Source organism: Niabella pedocola (assembly GCF_021044425.1).
GTDB lineage: Bacteria > Bacteroidota > Bacteroidia > Chitinophagales > Chitinophagaceae > Niabella > Niabella pedocola.
The window spans coordinates 289929-307997 of record NZ_JAJNEC010000007.1; the positions used below are offsets into that span (position 1 = coordinate 289929).

Below are 18069 nucleotides of genomic sequence, written 5' to 3' on the forward strand. Positions count from 1 at the left end.
GCTTTTGGCCATCGTTTATTATACCGACGTGTAATATTATACGTCACATAGCGTTGTAACCGGGTACGTATCGTACTTAAATATCTTTATGTGGTTTTCCAGATCGCCAAACACTTCTTCAAAAGCCTCAAAGTCCTCCTCATAGCCAAAAGAAGCCGCCTTTTTAAGTTCCTCGATTATTTTTAACGTGCCCACTTTTTCAAACCGGTCTTTAAAGTTGACCAGATCTTTGTGGTTGACGGCCATCTGGATCACCCCAAAAAAGAAATTACAATCGCACCCGGCTAACGCCCAAACCCGCTCAATACCCGGTTGCATATCCCTTGTTGTTTGCTGGTCGTAACCGCTGCCGATCCGGTTGCCCAGGATTTCCTGGTCCTTCAAATCATCGGCCGTTGGTTTTTTAGCAGCGTTGTACGTTGTAGGCACGAAAATGTAATTACATTGGCCCCTGTATTGGTCTATGGTGGTACAGATAACGGCCCGGTAGTTTCCGTCTTTAAGTTGAAAGGCTAACAAGTCGTCCGGTTGAAAATAGAATTTGGTAATTTCCCGATACTTTTTTCTTGCCCTTACTTTTGTATTCGTTGCGCTGATTTTCTTCCAAAACTTATCAAGTTCCTTTTGTCTTGCCCTACCCTCCTTTGGATCACATTCCTCCGACCACACTTTTACACAAGCTCCCTTATCAATAATCGATTTTACATAGGCCAGTTTATCACCGGTCATCTGGCCGGTTTCCCAAAGTGCCAGGGCACAGGAGGTAACATAAATTTCCTGGTCAAAATCGTCAAAGTAGTCGGGCTGCATTAAAGGAAATGCTCTATTGATGGTATCAAAGTCCGCTCCGCTATCATACAAGTCCATAATACCCCAATAGGTATCATTGGCGGTATCACCATCAATTATTTTAACTCCGTCTGTTGCCATTTTATGTTTGTCTTAAAGGTTACTAATCACTTCCGGAGCAGCGCGGTGTTAAGTATTTATAATCAGGCATGAACGCACGCCGGCACTGCTGTACATAAGTTCGGAACAATATTGTTTTTATTCCTTTCTCAACATTCGTTGTTTAAAAATTCAAGATCAAAGTAGTAGTTATTGCTATTTACTTTATCAACATACAGGTCTGTCTGTTTTTGCTTATCCATGTAAAACGAAAGGGTAACCTTATCTTTGGGGATCACCCGGCTTACGTATTTTTCCATTTTACCTGTTTGCTGATTCAGATAGTTAAAAACAATAACCGTTTGCGTAACCTGCACCTGCTCAATATTCCGAAACGACCCGCCTCCTATTGCATTCCAGGCCTGTATATCCCCCTCAAAACTCAGTGTCAGCAACGGGTTGGAATGCCCGTATCGCTCCCGCTCTTCTGCATAATTGTGCTCTTTTACTTCACATTGGGTAAGATCTACCCGTATTCTATTGCCGTTTAGCTTTAGGTCTGCAATAGCCGCTGTAAGCTGCTTCTGAGCATTTATCTCTTTTGTAGTGGGGGTATAGCGTAAAAACAGCAGTGCTCCCAAAAACATGGCAATACCCAAAAAATAAAATAATGAAGGATAGGGAAATAACGCTCCCGTGTATTCTCTAAAAAAGGTCATTGTTAACAATCCCAGTCCAAATAAAATATAAGCCAATATTCGTCTCATAAACATTAAAACTATTTGCTTCGATTTAAAAATCAATCAACAAACGGATATTGTGATCAGTTATTTAAAAGTATACGATACACCAACCAGTTAACGATACCGTACAGCAATTGCTTTCAATGCTATCCCTGCTCAGCATCGTCCATTTTTGACCATACCCATTCATCCCCGGGAAACGCTCGTTCTGCTGAATGCCCATAATCCAGATCAAAAATTTCATTTAGCGTTTTGTCGCTTGTCACAATTTCCTCCAATGCAACCAGCCGTATATCTTCCGGTGTTTGATCGCCGGTTAAAAATTGCCAGTCGCCATCCGTATCGTGTACAACCCTCAATACCGCCTCCTTAAGCTCCAGCCATTGCCGCGTTGTAAATACCGCCAGGTTCTTTTCCTCTCTGAATTTGAAATCCGCATTCCTGTCCAATAAAGGCTGGTCGTATAAAAATGTTTCTTCAAAATTTTCTTCCCAGGGGAATCTGTCATTACGGTCTGTCCACACAAGCTGAAGCGCCGGAAACTCTGCTCCGCCGTAAAAGTTTATTGCTGTACGAAAATAGTGATCCACATTTCGTTCATCTACTCTTAAAAACGCGGCCCTGCTATCTCTGAAAATATTATCATAATCCTTTAATGATTCTATCCATTCCCCGCTTTTTATCAATTCGGCAACGTCATTGATGATCACATGTCCCAAATTATCCGACAGTCCAAAACAGATAATTTCAGGATGCCGGTAAGTTTTATACAATCCTATGCTGTATGCAAAAGACGGTGAATAATCTGTTCCACCAACCATAATAACCTGGAGTCCGAATTTTTCAATATTGGCGGCTGTTTGAATAAGCAGCTCATCTTTATCAACACATTTATGTGTTTCTCTTTTGTCCATGGTATTTTATACTGTTCAGGTATATTGATTTTTCATTGGGTCTTCAACCTTAAACAAATATTCCCCCGCTAATATACTTATTTTCTACTAACAAAAAATCTGCCGCCCGGTACACATACTTGCATTAGTAGTACACGGTACTTGTGGGACATACGAACACCGATACAAGCCATGCCTACACTCCCCCCAATCAGAAGCATGTTTTGGCTTCAGGAATCAATACCGGAGTTGTAGCTATCTCCCGGGCCGATGGCCCTTTGCAAAAACGGGCTAAGTTTATGCACTTTGCGCCCAACATCCCACCAGTCGCCCAGGCCCCTCCAATAAACCGCCCCCACTGCCACTACTTTAAATGATCCGTTTTTAACCAGTTAAAATGTTTTATTGCGTTGCGTGTATTTGTACTTTATTTTTGCCCCTTACTAAACAATAACAAATGAGCCCATTGCCACGCGCGGTACGGAGCGCAACTGCTTTTGTAACAAAGTCTTTTATATTCTTTACCGGGTGCATGGCAGCAGCTGCTGCGGCAACTGCACAGCTGAGCTTTGCGCCCCAGGTTACCTACCCCGCGGGCGATCCTGTTGCCATAGCTGCGGCAGATTTTAACGGAGATGGCAAACCAGATCTTGCCGCAGTAAACGCTAATAACAACAACATGGGCATTTTTACCGGCAATGGCGACGGATCCTTTCAGCCGGCGGTTACCTATGCAACAGGTGCCGGGCCGAAGGCGGTGGCTGCCGCTGATTTCAATGGGGACGGCCGGCCCGATCTTGCTGTAGCCAACCAGGCCAGCGGTACCATGGGCGTTTTTCTGAACAATGGCAATGGCAGCTTTCAGCTGCCGATGATGTATCCAGCCGGTATTAGCCCGATTGCTGTGGTTGCAGTTGATTTTAACGGCGATGGTAAACCAGACCTTGCCGTTGCCAATGGAGCCTCGGCCAGCATCAGCATTTTTCCGGGCAATGGCGATGGAACCTTTCAACCACCAGCAACCTATCCAATAGGAAGTAACCCCAATTCTATAGCCACCGGTGATTTTAACGGCGACGGTAAGCCAGACATTGCTGTTGTGAAACCAGCAGTGGGCGGTATCAGTATTTTGCCGGGTAATGGCGATGGTACTTTTCAGCCACAGGTTGCCACCCCAACAGGTGGTAGTCCCAGTGCCCTGGCCATCGGCGATTTTAACGGAAATGGGATGCAGGATATCGCCGTATCGGATATAACGAACAATAACCTGGTTGTTTTGCTGGGCAATGGTAACAGCAGTTTTCAAACACAGGGCAGCGTTGCAACAGGTTCCATTCCGCTGTCTTTATCCGTTGCCGATTTTAATGGTGACGGTAAGCCCGACCTTGCCGCATCCAATGTTAACAGCAATACAATTAGCTTACTGCGCGGCAATGGCGACGGCAGTTTTCAAACGCAGGTTACTTTTGCAACGGGCACAGGCCCCAATTCAGTAATAGCCGCCGACTTTAACGGGGATGGCAAACCCGATTTGGCCGTAGCAAACCGAACCGGCACCAGTATCGGCATATTGCTGAATACAACCACCTCCACGCCCTTACCGGTAGCTATTGCGGCAATCCGGGCCATTATTAAAAACGGCCAGCTGTCTGTACAATGGACAACGGCTTCAGAAATCAATAACGACCGCTTTGAAATAGAAGCCTCAACAGATGGCAGCAGGTTTACAAAAATCGGGGAACTGAAAACAAAAGCAGCAAACGGCAACTCCAGTACCGCGCTGGATTACGATTTTACTACCACTGCCGGCACGGCCCTGTCTGCCATGGGCATTTTGGCATTACTGGGCCTGGCATTACCCAATGCAGGAAGGAAGCGTATGTGGGCACTATTGCTCATGGCCGGTTTGGGCATCATCGCAGGCATATCCTGTAATAAAAACAACGGGGTGGATATGAAAGACGTTTCTGCCCTATTTGTGCGGATCAAACAGGTGAATAAGGACGGCAGCTTTCATTACAGCAAGATAGTAAAGACGGAGGTGGAATAGCAAGGCACTGCCGGCTTTTTCTACAGATGTGTGCAGCTGCTTTTTGCAGCTATCGCAAATTGTGTGCGCCACCGTTTTTAAGGACCTGCCGTTACAACCTGCAAAACCGGCCTGGCCAACTGGAAGCTCCATGTCCCACCAGTCCCCCATGTTCCGCAAATAACCTGCTGCCCTACGCGCTGCAGCACAAGTGCAGTGACACAAGAAGGCTGCCACTGGCACTACAGCCGGGGCCATAAAATGATCATCCAGGAATAGCGTTTCAATCCCCAACGGCCCCTGCACCCTACCGGCTAAGAAGCCACTGCTGCGTTAGTTTTTTTTAATGATACCAAAAAGATGACTTATTTTTAAACACCTGTACAGAACAAGATTGTACCAATAAATCAACACACTAAAATCATTCATAATGAAACGCAGGAAATTCCTCCACTCCTCGCTGGCAGCTACTGCCGGTTTAGCAACAATGAGCACCACCGTATCCGCCGGTGAGCGGCCGGCGGCGCAAAAAGAAATATATGAATGGCGCGAATATGAAATGCACTTTGGCGTGGATAAGGGGCAGCTTGAGCAATATTTTAAAACGGCGCTGATACCGGCACTGAACAAGCACGGCGTAAAAACAGTGGGCGTGTTTAAGGAATGGAAGGAAACGGAGCCGGCCAAATTATACGTACTGATTCCCTATGCGTCTATTGAGAATTACCTGTTGGTAAACACAAAGCTAAAGGCAGATGCAGATTATATTAAAAATAGTGCCGTGTATAACAGCATTCCGGCTGATAAACCGGTATACAATCGCTTTACGGCTTCGTTGATGACGGCCTTTGATGGCTGGCCTGTGATAGCGGTGCCGCCGGGCGCACCCCGGATCTTTGAATTGCGTACCTATGAGGGCTATAGTGAGGATGCGGTAAAAAGAAAGGTGAAGATGTTCCACGACGGAGAGTTTGATATTTTTAAGCGGGCAAAACTAAACCCGGTATTTTTTGGTGAAGTGATTGCGGGCGACAGGCTGCCGCGCATTACTTATATGCTTACCTGCAATAATATGGAGGAACGGGATAAAGGCTGGGGCGCCTTTGTGGCGGACCCGGAGTGGAAACGGCTAATCGGAGATGCCCAGTATGCCAATACGATTTCTAAGATCAGCAATACTTTTTTGGTGCCGACGGCTTACTCGCAGGTGTAGCCTTGGCCATTTTTACGGTTTTATTTTCCCGCTGATATATGTAGATTGCTTGCGTTGATGATTACGGATTTTTCTGTGTCTTTCTGAGTTCCATTTGTAAACACAAAATCAGAGCAGTAATAACAAACACTTTCGACAATCGGAATATTTCAAAGTCTGTTGCTGCTTTTCTTTTCTACTTTACTCCCGATAAATTCTGTCGTGTAAACACCTTTTCTGAAGAGGATCTAACAATCCGAAACTGTATCAGGGGCAGGTTTGCGACAACTTAATAAAGCAGGCCTGGCCCGAAGGGTGCAACGTGCATGGCCCCTGGCTGTGCCAGGGGTAACAGGTTGTGGAGGAAGCGGCCCCGAAGGGGTCGAATACTATTTCACAATAAATATTTTTCATCAAATTCGATACCATTTTCAATTAGCAATCGCCTATATTCATCGTAAAATATTTCATTTTTATGATGCACTTTTTGATTTTTGACATAGTTGAGAACAGTATCCCTTTCTTTTATTGAATAGGTGAAGGTCCCGTAGCTTTCTTGCCATCCACGAAACTCAGGAAACAGATTACTGCTTTTCATCCATATACTACTGGATGACTTAATATCCCTGATATAATCCGCTAATGATATTGAGGGATGAAGATCTGAAAAAATATGTATATGATCTTCTATACCATTGATACGATAAAGTTTACATTTTTTGTTCTTTACAATACCCCAGATATACTTGTAAAGCTCTTCGCAGTGGGCTTCTGCAATTGTTTTACGTCGGTTTTTAGTAGCAAAGCAATCTGGTAGAAAATCTGACGGTAGCTCATGATAGCTATTTCATAGGTTTATAAATATTGCTCGGTCCGCTCTAATTTACATCTAAATTTCCAAAGTCCAATCTGCATTTATCACATTCGACCCCTCCGGGGCCGCATCTTCCAGGTATTTCTTTCCCCCAGCTAACGCTGAGGGTTATGCACATGGCACCCTCCGGGCACTTCAACAACAACCACAGAAAGATCATTCCCGTACAACCTCAGGAAATCTGTCCACAAGATAGGACTTATCGGGAAGGAAAAAGTAGGCAACCCCGATAGCGATCGTGGCTCGTCCACTTCCGCCTTCTTGTCCTCACCGGGTGGGCGGGACCAGGAAAAACTGCGCTACAGGCTTTGGCGGCTCCGCCCGCCAATCGGCGGAAGCCTGCAAATGCCCAAAGGGCGTCACCGCCCCCATTCCGCTTCATTTTTTCTTTTGCTGCTTTGCCGGCTACCTTCTAAGAATAAGCCCGGTTTTGCAGTCTATCTTCTTTTCGATTTTCTAATCCCTATATTACCTATAATGTGTAAAAGATAGCTATCAGATAGGTAGCAATGGCCTTTTAAAAATGTTCGGGTGCATCTATTTAACGAGCATTTTCATCAGTCGCCCTATGCACCACAGCACAAGTGAGTGACACAACGAAGCTGCCATCTGCACCACAGCCGGGGCAATAAAAACTCCAATACCATCCTATAAATGAACAGCCACTGTATCAAAAACGTACATGTTGTCTTTGCTGTAATTTTGCATTGTTTTGCTTTTCAAACCAATAGATAAATGGCATTTTTGTTGGTACGTTTGTTTGTTGCGCTTACGCTACATATAATATATATTCACGATGCTGAAAAACTATTTAAAAACCGCCTGGCAAAATTTACGCAATCATAAAGCCTATGTAACCATTAATGCCATCGGGCTGGCAGTGGGCATTGCCGCCTGCCTGCTTGTGTTCTTATTGATCCAATATGAAACCGGCTTTGATAATTTTCATCAAAACAAGGAGCGCATTTACAGGATCGTGTCCGCCATAAAAACCCCGGAGGGGATGAATTATTCACAGGGCAGCGCCTACCCGGTAGCGGATGCATTACAGCTGGACTTTCCGCAGCTGGAACAGGTGGCCCGGATCTATGCCCGGCGGGATAAGCAGATCACCGTGCTGAACGATGCGGGCAATGCGGCGCAAAAAAAATTTAAGGAACAGGTCTTTTATGCTGAGCCCGCGTTTTTTAACATGTTCAACTTTCCCTTACTGGCGGGCGATCCCAAAACGGCGTTGTCCGCAACCCATACCGTGGTGCTTTCACAGGCAACGGCAGAAAAATATTTTGGCGACTGGCATACCGCCATCGGCAAATTGATCAAATATGACAACAGTCCCGTTTTTAAAGTAACCGGCATCCTGCAAAATCCACCGGCGAATACTGATTTCCCCCTGCAGGTGGTTTTTTCGTTTAAGTCCGTTTTGCAGGAAGATATTTCTACCGACTGGGCGGCCCTGGACGGATCACTGAACACTTTTGTGCTGCTTCCCAAAAGCATGTCGGCCCCGCAGTTTGCTGCCGACCTGAATGCTTTTGTAAAAAGACATACGCCTGCCGAATATGCCAACCAGGGATATCAGTTACAGCCGCTGAGCAACATCCATTTTGAGCGGGCGTTTGGCACTTTCAGCGGCAAAACCTTTAGCAAGGAACTGATCACGGCTTTAAGTTTGATCGGGTTCTTTCTGCTGATCATTGCCTGCATCAATTTTATCAACCTGGCCACAGCACAGGCCGCAAACCGCTCAAAAGAAGTAGGCATCCGCAAGGTGTTGGGCAGCAGTAAAAAGCAACTGATCCTCCAGTTTTTGAGCGAAACCTTCCTGATCACACTGGCTTCGGTGGTCATCGCCATAGGCATTGCGTGGCTGGCATTGCCCTTGCTGAACCAGCTGTTGCAGATCTCGGTGAAGATCCGGCCGGGGCTTGCGTTGATGGCTTTTTTAGGCATCCTGATGATCAGCGTCACCTTTTTATCGGGCCTCTACCCCGCTATTGTTTTATCAGGGTTTAATCCCATTGCGGTGCTTAAAAATAAAATGACCAGCAAAACGGTGGGCGGTTTTTCCATGCGCCGGGTGCTGGTGGTATTCCAGTTTGCGATTGCCCAGATCTTAATCATCGGCACACTGATCATTGTAAAGCAGATGGACTTTTTTCAAAATGCCGCTGTGGGTTTTGATAAGGAGGCCATCATTACCGTACCGATGGCCAACGATACCGCAGGCCGCGCCAAAGCGGATGCATTAAAAATACAACTGCAGCAACAGGCCGGTATCAAAGACGTAAGCCAGAGTGCCTTTAGCCCGATGGACCAGGCGGGTTGGGATGATGATTTCATCTTTGACAATGCCACAAAAAAAGCAGGGTTTAAAACCGATTTCAAATGGGCCGATGCGGATTATTTTAATACCTACAACATCCGGTTTATTGCAGGAGCCCCTTACCGCCCGGCCGACTCTGTAAACGGGTTTGTGGTCAATGAAATGATGACCAAAAAACTGGGGTTCAAAAATCCGGAAGGCATTATCGGGAAAAAGATCAGTTTCTGGGACGGGAAGATCGTGGCGCCGGTTGTAGGCGTAGTGAAGGATTTTAATGGCTACTCGCTGAAGGAAGCGATGAAACCAATGGTACTGAGCTCCAACAAAATGTTCTACCGGATCTTTAATATAAAAATACAGCCGCAGAATGCCCGGCAAACCCTGGCCGCAATTGAGCAGCTCTGGAACCGCACCTATCCGGATTTTATGTATGAATACCAGTTCCTCGATGAAAAGATCGCCGGCTTTTACAAACAGGAACACCAGATTTCCCGGCTGTACCAGTTATTTGCGGGCATTGCCATCTTTATTTCCTGCCTGGGTTTGTATGGCTTTGTATCCTTTATGGCGGTGCAGCGCACCAAAGAAGTGGGCGTTCGCAAGGTATTAGGTGCCTCCACGGGTAGCATCATTTACCTGTTCTCAAAAGAATTTACCCTGCTGATAGGGATCGCCTTTTTAATAGCGATGCCGGTGGCTTATTACATAATGCACCGTTGGCTGCAAAATTTTGCCTACCGGGTCGATATCGGCGTTGGTATATTTTTATTAACGATCCTGATTGCGGAAATCATTGCCTGGCTTACGGTGGGCTACCGCGCTGTAAAAGCGGCCGTGGTGAGCCCGGTGAAGAGTTTGAGAACGGAGTAGGTTTACTGCAGATCTATACAACTTCAGTTATTTTGTGTAATCTGTGCGCACGCCAGCACGGGCGCGGGGGGAAGGTGATGCAGGCGAATGCTGCTGCCGCTGTGCAAATCTGAGTAATCCAAGAACATACTACATACAAAAAGTCTCATGATTGCTTCTATCATCAGTTGCAAACACATCTTCGTTAGTGATCTAAACGAACCAGCGCAAGGTTCCGTAGTTCCCCGATCGCCTTTTCGTCAATGCATACTTTTATAATATCCCGTGTATCGTTTATAAATGTTCCGGCGCCGAGACCTTTTCTATAATTACCAGATTTTGGATAAACGTCTCTATTGTCATCCATTTTCATTATTCATTATAGCCTGTTCCGCCATAATTTTGGAGCGGCTAAATGCATTCATATCTCTATTATATTTTTCACATATTCTTAAATGCGCCTGAGCAACCATGATGCTACTAACAGATTCACTAAAATATTACAAAAAAATCGTCCGCCCAATCACCATTTTCCGTAAGTACCAGCGCATAATATCCAACAACTGTTCCTTTCTGTATAATATTAGATTTAACCGTTTGCAATCCCTGAGGCTCCGATATTACCTCAATTTTACTAAAATCAAGACGAAGCTCCTTGGTAGTTATATCTAACGCACGCATAGAATGATTATCAAGCACTGCCTTGAAACCGGTTCTCAATCTTTCTTTGATACCGTACTTTTTAAAAATCGGGTTTCTATTAACGTTCATATGCTAATCTGACTTTACGCGAACAAAGGCTACCGGGCTAGATACCTCACAGGAACATGCTCCGTTAACCAAACGCCATTGTCTGAAAGATAAAATACAAAATCATCCGTATACATTTGCCCGGCAGCTACTTTCAACACAACGGGCTTGCCATGCCGTTGCCCTACTTTAATAGCTGTTTCCATATCGCTGCTCAGGCGCACGTGCTGCCTGTTGCGTTTTTCAAGCCCCGTACTCAGAATGGAAGGAATGGATTGCTTACCCATGATACAATATTTCCGGTGGTTTTTGATGGCTATAGCCCAGATCAACGGTTATAGAATGCCCCTGGCTTGCCCTTATTTTGTTCATGGCGTCGTTAAAAGCAAACCGCTTTTTGGAATTGGTTGTTACAACTTCTTTTAGTAGCTCCCTATCAAAAAACATCCCGTAAATACCCGCTTTTTCAATTAATACTTCAACGTCTGCCCAGCCGTTTTCATCCAGCTGAATACCGATTGTTTCCGGTTTATGCCGCAACACCAGGCTCAGGAATTTACCGACCGTTAAAAGTTGTTTTTCATTGCTCATTGTTCATTGTATTATGTGCGATCACCTTCATATTTATCATCAGTTATGCTCAAATTTTTCAAAAAGCCGGGGGCAGATCTTCTTCATACTTTCCGGATCCTCCTCTTTCCATGTAAATTTGAACTGCGGATAATTTCCCTCTTTGGTAGTGAAATGATCGTTATCGATATAATCATATAAATTTTTCCCTGTTTTTTGCCTGAACGCTTCAAGCGCCACATACCAAAAGCTTTCAAATTCATAGTATTCAACATCCTCACGAACCTGGGTAATCAGATTGTCCGGATTTTGTTTCGCTTTAAGATAGGTATCCTTTCCTCGCGAAATAACCCAGTTTCTAAAATACTCAAACCCGTCATCGGAGCATCCCCCGTTCATAATATAGCCGGCACACCACATTTCAGCGTTATAGGTATCGTAAAGCAGTTTATCCGTTCGCAGACGAAACCCAATCATTTGCTTTGGCGTTAATTTGCTGATCTCTTTTATCAGGAATTGTTCCTGCTGCTCCTGATTATTTGTGTTTTTTAGTGATTTGTCTATAACGGACCAGTATAACTCCTCATCCAGCATCTCTGCCGTTTTTACCAATTGTGTTGAATCAAAAAATACTATTTGCTGCGCTTGCGCTTCAATTGCGTTTTTGCCTCCCAATGATTGATCTTTCATATTTGTATTATCAGCATTTGCACAGCCAGATAGTAGCAAGGGCAGGAATAGGATAATGCTCCGTATAAAATTGCTAAAAGACCGTTTTTTAACGGCACTCTTATTTACAGAGCATTTGAAGGTTGTAGGATTAGCTTTGTTCATATTCGGCAGCTGTTTTTTATTGCGCATTGTTCTTCAATTATTTGGTTACCCTGTATACACAGAATGCGCTAAAATAAGTTTTTTTTCCCAGGGGAGAAATTCCGTAGCCGGCAAGTGGTTGTATCGTGCAGCCTGATGCCCACCTACGCAATTTATCATCCCCTGTCCGGCGTTCCGGCTTCCTGTTGCCGTGGAAACACACAAAAAAAAAACACTCTATTTAATGTCTCTTTAAAATCCGTTCTGTGCCAGTCTGTGTAAGCAGTGAGCACAGCAGCGCAGGCGCTCTGATATGGCCCCGTTGCTTTCCTTATTCATTTCAAGGATTATCCTGCCGGTTCCCACAATTCAATTTTGTTGCCTTCTATATCAAGGATGTGTACAAACTTTCCGTAGTCGTAGGTTTCGATCGCGTCCAGCACCGTTACCCCTTCCTTTTTTAATGCTGCTACCAGCGCCTCCAGGTCCTCCACCCGGTAGTTGATCATAAACTCCTTGGTAGAGGGTTCAAAATACTTAGTTTCCTCGGGAAAAGGGCTCCAGAGCGTATACCCCTTTTTCGTAGAATCCGATTCCTGCAGCCACTCAAATTTTACTCCGTAGGGATCTGTATCAAACCCGAGATGGGTTTGGTACCATTGTTTGACTTTTTCCGGGTCTTTGCATTTAAAAAAAATGCCGCCGATGCCTGTTACGCGTTTCATATTGATGGATTTTTTATTAGATGTTGTAATAACGGAATTGAAGGCAAAGCCCAGGCTGAACGATATCGTCAATACCAGGAATAACCATATTTTTTTCATTGTTGATCGTTTAAATCTGTTAAAGACGCTTCCAGTAAGTTTGCTTAATAAAGCCCTTATAGGCAACCCCCACTGCTATATCCCCATACCCCCGGCCCAAACTGCTATGTATCTTTTTAAAATCCGACAATCCATAACCATACCGGGCAAAAACGGAAAAGAACTGAAAGTTTTTGAGCCGGAAGTATTTGTTAAGCGATGTGCCCAGCGTTAACCCCCTTGTTTTACCGATATGATATTGCTGGTCCAGTTCCTCTTCATTAATGACCACAAAACTGTTTGACGTAAGTGCGATATAAGGCTCCAGGGAAATATTGTGTTTAAAATTGATGGAGTAACTGAGATCGTAGTCGATCTTATTGGGATTAAGCTTTGCATCTTTTGTTAAGACTACCCCGTTAAACGCCAGCTCCCGCCGGGGCCCTACGGTTGCCGGCTTAAATTTTATACCAAGGTTAAAATCACCATAAGCGATGGCCAATCCAAGCAATGGCCCGTTATGATTGCCCAGCCAATTCCGGGTTTGAGGGTTGTAGCTGTAATGGTTAAAACCCAGCTCTACCCGCAACCCCAGTTTAGAAACCTTCGTACATTCAAAGGCTTTGTACAACCGGCCGCTCATTTTTGGATTGTGGGGTACCATAACGGTATCTGAACTGCAAACAGGGTTTCGCTCATAGTTTTGCGCCCCAGCCCCGGCCGATATGGTAATAAAAGCAGCAATAAGTAAACACCGTTTCATTCTCTATGGTTATTTGGCAACCTTATGCCGCATGCGCATTCGTTTGGTTACGGTGGTTGCCTTACTAAGATACTTCATTTTGATAATAACAAAAAAGCGTACCGGTTGAACAACCCTGTTGCGCAGCCAACCTCAGCAAGCCAGTTCCTCACAATCAAAGCCGGCCTCCTGCAATAACCTGATTACGGAAGGCGCTATTTCCATTGCACTTTCTATCCGTAAAATCTTATCGCAATCATCAAGATCAAAATTCCAGTTTAAAGACGGCAACAGGTCATTTAAAACGGGCTGCAACCGCAGCACATCTTTCCGGCGCTGAACGGAGGTTTTAAATACATAGATCATCTTGCTGTTTTTTGTCAGGTTTATGATGCCAGCAGGGTAATACCCTTCAGGTCTGCCTTCCCATTCTTTAAAAACTCATAGGTCATCCGGTCTGCCCGGCAATTTACAAAGCGGATCTTCTTTAAGCTCCTCCCCTTAAAAAAGGTATTGATCAGGGTTGCATCCTGGAAAGTAACCCGTGAAAAGGCACAGTTTTCAAAATAACAATCTTTCACCTCGCCATTAAAAACCATATCACTGATATCACTCCCTATAAATGAGGTACGGTGAAACCGCGTGTTCGTCAGGGTATTTTTCTGACAGCTGCTGAACTTAAAAGTGGCACCGGCAAAATCCGCATCAGAAAAATCGCAGCCCTGGATATGACACCCTGAAAACACGGCTTCCTTCAGCATACAGGCTTTAAACTGATCACTGGCAAGGTGGGAACTCTGGATATGGCTGCCGCTGATAATAGCGTCTGAAAAATCGCAGTGTACAATATGATTGCTTTTCATCAGCAGGCCCGAGAGATCCGAACCCATAAACTTACAGCGCTGCATATTGGAAGAACTGAATTTTTCATGCAGGTCTTTCAAGCCGGAAAAGTCAGCATCCACCCAACTGGCGCGCGACATATCCCAGCTGCGCCTTTTGGGGCCTGTTCCCTGCAGCACCTGGCTTTCATCGAACCGCACCGTCGGCGCCGCATCTATTGGCGCTTCAGAGGGAGATTCATAGACACCGGGGGTGAATGCGGCTGATGAAAAACTTTCTGAAAAATAGTTAAGGTCCACCCCTAAAATAACCGCAAGGCGATTCATGGTAATAATATCCGGCACCGATTCTCCGCGCTCCCACTTGCCTACCGCCTGCGGGCTGATGAACAACTGTTCGGCTAGCTGCGCCTGGGAGATATTTATTTTCTTTCTTGCTGTGGCTATTTTACCGCCCATGATCTTCGTGTCCATAATTATTCCTGTTTTATTTTTCAACACCACAAAGTTGGCTGCATTCTGCCTCCGTTTCCAAAAAAAAGCCGCTACTTAGGGTAGTAACAACGCTACTTAGGGTTGTTTTTGGCAACGGATGGTGGTTTATATAAAAAAATCGGCCTTCACTGGTTCCACCGCCCCTTGGCACCCAAAGGCTTCCCGCCGGTTGGCGCGGATTGTTTACGCGGATCAGTGCGGATGCTCTGTGCCAATCCGTATACTCTGTGAGCCTTTTTTCTTACTGACGCCACAGAAGTACGCTGAAAAGACGGGCGCCACCAGCTGTTATACCGCGCCCTTTGCAACTCCATTCTATATCCATCTGCATGATCCGGGACAACCCCACCAGGGCTCATTCCCCCGATCCACACAGGCAGCTTTGCCGGCCGCTATCAACTGCCTTTTGTGTTTTTCTGTGTAATCTGTAGCCATGGTTTTCCGCATTCAACATTTATTTCGATGCAAAAAATGCAGTAAATTTGCCGCCTTATGGAATTAACAAAGAATTTTGAGCCAGCAGCTATTGAGACCCGGTGGACCGGGCATTGGAAGGAAAAAGGGTATTTTAACAGCACCCCGGATGAACGCCCGGCCTATACCGTGGTCATTCCGCCTCCTAATGTTACCGGTGTGTTGCATATGGGACACACGCTCAATGAAACCGTGCAGGACATTTTGGTGCGCCGTGCCCGCATGAGCGGCTTTAATGCCTGCTGGGTACCCGGCAGCGACCACGCGTCCATTGCCACGGAGGCCAAAGTAGTGCAGATGCTGAAGGAAGAAAAAGGCATTGATAAAAACAGCCTCTCCCGCGAAGAATTCCTCAAATATGCCTTTGAATGGAAAGAAAAATACGGCGGCATCATCTATAACCAGATCGAGCGCCTGGGATGCAGCGTAGACTGGAACCGGGTAAACTTTACCATGGACGACCACTATTACAAAGCCGTTATAAAGGTTTTTATAGACCTGTATAATAAAGGACTGATCTACCGCGGGGCCCGCATGATTAACTGGGACCCGGCTGCCAAAACAGCCCTTAGCGATGAGGAAGTGGAATACCGCGAGGTACAGAGCAAATTGTATTATGTACAGTACAAGCTGGACGGACAGGATGGCTTTATTACCATTGCCACCACCCGCCCGGAAACCATCCTGGGCGATACGGCCATTTGCGTAAACCCCAATGATGCGCGTTACCAGCACCTGAAAGGCGCCTATGCACTGGTACCTTTGCTCAACCGCCGCATCCCCGTTATTTTTGATGACTATGTGGATATGGAGTTTGGTACCGGGGCATTAAAGATTACCCCGGCACATGATATCAACGACTACAACCTGGGATTGAAACATAACCTGGAAGTGATTGACACGCTGAACGAAGACGGTACCCTCAGCGAAGCGGCACAATTGTACGTGGGTGAAGACCGTTTTACCGTACGGAAAAAGATTGTGGCAGACCTGGAACAGGCGGGTAACCTGGTGAAAACAGAGGATATTGTCAATAAGAACGGTTTCTCCCAGCGCAGCAATGCCGTGGTAGAGCCCCGCATCTCCACCCAGTGGTTTGTAAAAATGAAGGAGCTGGCCGATCCGGCTTTAAAAGCGGTGGTAGACGGCAACATCAAAATACATCCCGGAGACCGTTTCCTGGCCACCTACAAATACTGGCTGGAGAACGTAAAGGACTGGTGTATCAGCCGCCAGTTGTGGTGGGGCCAGCAGATACCGGCCTGGTATGATGAGGAAGGAAATTGTTATGTAGCGGAAAATGAGGAAGACGCGAAACGCTTAATGCTGAAAGCAAAAGGCGGATCAAGCGTTCAGCATTCAGCATTCGGCCTTCGGCAGGATGAGGATGTACTCGACACCTGGTTCTCTTCCTGGCTCTGGCCCAGTGAGGTATTCCATGGTATTACCAACCCCGGCAATGCCGATATCCGGTACTACTACCCCACTTCCGTATTGGTAACCGGGCAGGATATTATTTTCTTCTGGGTGGCGCGCATGGTAATGGCCGGACTGGAATATGAAAAAGAAATTCCGTTTAAGGACGTTTATTTTACCGGTATGGTGCGCGATAAGCTGGGCCGAAAAATGAGTAAGCAATTGGGTAATTCACCGGACCTGCTGAAACTGATCGACACTTACGGAGCCGACGCAGTACGTTTCGGCATCATGATCTCCGCCCCCGCGGGTAATGACCTGTTATTTGATGAAAGCTCGCTGGAACAGGGCCGTAATTTTAATAACAAGATCTGGAATGCGCTGAAGCTGGTACGCATGTGGCAGAACAATCCCAATGGAATTACTGAAACCACCGGCAACGAACCGGATATTGCTGCCGCCTGGATGCGTAACCGTATTGAGCAGGCAAAAGCAGAAATGGAAAACCTCTTTGGAGAATTCCGCCTCAGCGAGGGATTGAAAACCTTGTATTCGTTGATCTGGGACGATTTCTGTTCCTGGTACCTGGAATGGCAGAAACCCGCACAGGGACAACCTACCAGCAATGCCAAATTGCAGGCCACCATTTCATTCTTTGAAGAGCTGCTGCAATTGTTGCATCCTTATATGCCATTTATAACGGAAGAGATCTATCACCTCCTGCGCGAGCAGAGCGATGATCTTTCCGTAAAACAATATGCACCTACACAGGCAACAAACAGCAGCATACTGGCACAGGGCGAGCTGTTGAAGCAAACCATCACTGCCATCCGCGATGCGCGCGTAAAGAACAATATTAAAAGTAAGGAACCGGTAAAACTGTTTGTACAAACGGCGCAGCCGGATAATTATACCAGCCTGGCATCCATCCTTGAGCGCCAGGCCAATGTAGAAGCGGTTGCCATCACTACAGAAGCTGTTGATAAATGTATCAACGTACTCGTAGGCAAGGACAAACTGTTCATCCAGCCGGCCACCGAGCTGGACACCAGCATCCAGAAAGAGCAACTGGAAAAAGACCTGGCCTACCTGCAAGGCTTCCTGTCATCCGTGGAAAAGAAACTCGGCAACGAGCGTTTTGTGCAAAATGCAAAACCGGAGGTAGTGGACATTGAACGCCGCAAGAAAGCAGATGCAGAGGAAAAGATAAAGGCCATCGAGGAAAGTCTGGCGGCCTTATAATCCTTATAATATTGATGCGACCCCTGCTTCGGGAATACGAAGCACGCAGCGGCGCAACCCATTTGGAGGTGTATCAAAAAACGGATACACCTCTTTTTCTTATGTTTAAGCCTCCTTCTATATAGTCC

The 18069-nt window shown here is 45.9% G+C and carries 16 protein-coding genes; 4 read left to right on the top strand and 12 right to left on the bottom strand.

Annotated elements, in window-relative coordinates; genetic code table 11:
- Positions 1-36 precede the first annotated feature (36 nt).
- From LQ567_RS22195 to LQ567_RS22205, 3 genes are all read right to left on the bottom strand, one after another.
- Entirely contained in the window at positions 37-930 is an 894-nt protein-coding gene (locus LQ567_RS22195) for a hypothetical protein (RefSeq protein ID WP_231008027.1), read from the bottom strand.
- A 128-nt stretch (positions 931-1058) separates the two neighbouring features.
- Positions 1059-1655 (bottom strand): hypothetical protein, encoded by a 597-nt coding sequence (locus LQ567_RS22200; RefSeq protein ID WP_231008029.1) that lies wholly within the window; start codon positions 1653-1655, stop codon positions 1059-1061.
- A gap of 122 nt (positions 1656-1777) precedes the next feature.
- Positions 1778-2545: a DUF4262 domain-containing protein gene (locus LQ567_RS22205; RefSeq protein WP_231008030.1), complete on the bottom strand. Its 768-nt coding sequence runs from the start codon at positions 2543-2545 to the stop codon at positions 1778-1780.
- 436 nt (positions 2546-2981) lie between these two features.
- On the opposite strand from LQ567_RS22205, the gene LQ567_RS22210 reads away from it, so the two are divergent.
- Both LQ567_RS22210 and LQ567_RS22215 read left to right on the top strand, forming a co-directional pair.
- A complete protein-coding gene (locus LQ567_RS22210; RefSeq protein ID WP_231008032.1) occupies positions 2982-4574 on the top strand; it encodes an FG-GAP repeat domain-containing protein in 1593 nt (530 codons plus the stop codon).
- 409 nt (positions 4575-4983) lie between these two features.
- Complete coding sequence (locus LQ567_RS22215; protein ID WP_231008033.1) at positions 4984-5766, top strand: NIPSNAP family protein; 783 nt, start codon at positions 4984-4986, stop codon at positions 5764-5766.
- A gap of 373 nt (positions 5767-6139) precedes the next feature.
- Here LQ567_RS22215 and LQ567_RS26345 read toward each other — a convergent pair whose 3' ends face one another.
- Complete coding sequence (locus LQ567_RS26345; RefSeq protein WP_394800433.1) at positions 6140-6523, bottom strand: transposase; 384 nt, start codon at positions 6521-6523, stop codon at positions 6140-6142.
- 892 nt (positions 6524-7415) lie between these two features.
- Here LQ567_RS26345 and LQ567_RS22220 point away from each other — a divergent pair.
- Positions 7416-9815 carry an ABC transporter permease gene (locus tag LQ567_RS22220; RefSeq protein WP_231008035.1) on the top strand — a complete coding sequence of 800 codons (2400 nt, stop codon included), beginning with the start codon at positions 7416-7418 and terminating at the stop codon, positions 9813-9815.
- A gap of 471 nt (positions 9816-10286) precedes the next feature.
- On the opposite strand, the gene LQ567_RS22225 is transcribed toward LQ567_RS22220, so the two are convergent.
- The 8 genes from LQ567_RS22225 to LQ567_RS22255 all read right to left on the bottom strand — a co-directional run bounded on the left by LQ567_RS22225 (position 10287) and on the right by LQ567_RS22255 (position 14788).
- Complete coding sequence (locus LQ567_RS22225; RefSeq protein WP_231008037.1) at positions 10287-10565, bottom strand: hypothetical protein; 279 nt, start codon at positions 10563-10565, stop codon at positions 10287-10289.
- A 29-nt stretch (positions 10566-10594) separates the two neighbouring features.
- Entirely contained in the window at positions 10595-10831 is a 237-nt protein-coding gene (locus LQ567_RS26130; protein ID WP_262909693.1) for an RNA 2'-phosphotransferase, read from the bottom strand.
- Positions 10824-11135: an RNA 2'-phosphotransferase gene (locus LQ567_RS26135; protein ID WP_262909694.1), complete on the bottom strand. Its 312-nt coding sequence runs from the start codon at positions 11133-11135 to the stop codon at positions 10824-10826. Before LQ567_RS26135 ends, LQ567_RS26130 begins: the two co-directional genes overlap by 8 nt.
- Positions 11136-11174: 39 nt before the next feature.
- Positions 11175-11804 (bottom strand): DUF4240 domain-containing protein, encoded by a 630-nt coding sequence (locus tag LQ567_RS22235; protein ID WP_231008039.1) that lies wholly within the window; start codon positions 11802-11804, stop codon positions 11175-11177.
- Between the two features lie 470 nt (positions 11805-12274).
- Positions 12275-12751 (bottom strand): VOC family protein, encoded by a 477-nt coding sequence (locus tag LQ567_RS22240; protein ID WP_231008041.1) that lies wholly within the window; start codon positions 12749-12751, stop codon positions 12275-12277.
- A gap of 19 nt (positions 12752-12770) precedes the next feature.
- Entirely contained in the window at positions 12771-13493 is a 723-nt protein-coding gene (locus LQ567_RS22245; protein ID WP_231008042.1) for a hypothetical protein, read from the bottom strand.
- A gap of 132 nt (positions 13494-13625) precedes the next feature.
- Entirely contained in the window at positions 13626-13838 is a 213-nt protein-coding gene (locus LQ567_RS22250; protein ID WP_231008043.1) for a hypothetical protein, read from the bottom strand.
- A gap of 20 nt (positions 13839-13858) precedes the next feature.
- Positions 13859-14788 (bottom strand): pentapeptide repeat-containing protein, encoded by a 930-nt coding sequence (locus LQ567_RS22255; RefSeq protein WP_231008044.1) that lies wholly within the window; start codon positions 14786-14788, stop codon positions 13859-13861.
- Positions 14789-15301: 513 nt separating this feature from the next.
- On the opposite strand from LQ567_RS22255, the gene LQ567_RS22260 reads away from it, so the two are divergent.
- Positions 15302-17941 (top strand): valine--tRNA ligase, encoded by a 2640-nt coding sequence (locus LQ567_RS22260; protein ID WP_231008045.1) that lies wholly within the window; start codon positions 15302-15304, stop codon positions 17939-17941.
- Positions 17942-18069 lie beyond the last annotated feature (128 nt).